The organism is Methylobacterium sp. B1 (assembly GCF_000333255.1).
In the GTDB taxonomy this organism is placed as follows: domain Bacteria; phylum Pseudomonadota; class Alphaproteobacteria; order Rhizobiales; family Beijerinckiaceae; genus Methylobacterium; species Methylobacterium fujisawaense.
Map to the genome: position 1 here is coordinate 1 of NZ_BACT01000390.1, position 1,276 is coordinate 1,276.

At 71.0% G+C, this 1,276-nt stretch carries 1 protein-coding gene; it reads left to right on the forward strand.

Features of this window, described 5'->3' with window-relative positions:
- Window positions 1-132: 132 nt before the first annotated feature.
- Window positions 133-1,276: lipopolysaccharide biosynthesis protein (locus I53_RS11395; protein WP_043350630.1), on the forward strand; the 1,144-nt coding region annotated here is incomplete at its 3' end.

Here is a 1,276-nt window from a genome sequence, read left to right on the forward strand (position 1 = left end):
CCGGGGGCGCAAAGACCTCCCGGACGAGCGCGCCTTCCAGCACGTGATCCGCGAGTCGACGTCCGAGCGCGTCGCCGAGAAGTATCTCGACCTCTATGCCGAACTCGTCGCCGAGCGCCGGGCAACCCGCCCGTGAGCGCCGCCGCGCCGGTGCTTTCGGAAGCCGCCGCTGCCGAAGAGGAGCCTGGGCTCGCCTCCGGCGCGGAGGTGACGCGCCGCTCGTTCGACGCCGCGCGCTGGGTGGCGGTCGCGTCCGTCGGCAACGTCGTCCTGAGCTTCGGGGTGTTCCTCGTGCTCGCCCGGCTGATCGGACCCGCTGAGTTCGGGATGGTGGCGATCGCCGCCGTCTTCATCGACATCCTGCAGATCGTCGCCCGCTGCGGCCTGCCCGACGCGGTCGTCCAGCGGGCAGACCTCGACGAGGACTTCGCCGCCACCGCCTTCTGGGTCATGCTCGCCACCGGCGCCCTCTGTGCCGTGGGGCTGGTCGCATTGTCCGGGCCGATCGCCTGGATCTTCGACCTTCCGGCGCTGCAACCGGTCCTGTGCGCGCTGTCCGCCTGTTTCGTCATCACGGCCGCGGGCGCGATCCACGAGGCGCGGCTCCAGCGAAGCTTCGGCTTCCGCAAGCTCGCCCTGCGGGCGCTGGGCGCCAACATCCTCGGCGGCGCCGTCGCCCTCGTGCTGGCCCTCGACGGCTACGGTGTCTGGAGCCTCGTGGTCCAGCGCCTCGTCGCCGCGACGGCGACCACGCTCCTCACCTGGGTCGCGGCCCGCTGGATTCCGCCGCTGCGGCTGCACCTTGTTTCCGTGCGCGAGCAGATCGCGTTCGGCTCGCGGCTGTTCTGCACCTACCTGCTGCTCGTCGCCTCGATCCGGAGCCAGGAGGTGATCGCCGCCTATTTCCTGTCCGCGGCCGATGTCGGCTACCTGCGCCTCGCGTGGCGCTGCATCGACCTCGTGAGCCAAGTGGCGGTCATCCCGCTGACCACGGTCGGATTGACCACCTACGCGCGCCTGCAGGATCGGCCGGGCGAGCTGGCGACGGCCTTCTATGGCTTCACCGAGGCCTCGTCCTTCCTGGCGGTGCCCGCCTTCTTCGGCATGGCGGCCGTGGCCCCGACCCTCATCCCCTTCCTGTTCGGCGATCAGTGGCACGACGCGGCGCCGGTGCTCCGGATGCTGGCGTTCCTGGCCCCCGAATTCGTCGCCACCTCGATGCTGTGGATGATCTTCACGGCGCTGGGGCGGAACGGCATGGCCCTGCGGCTCGCGG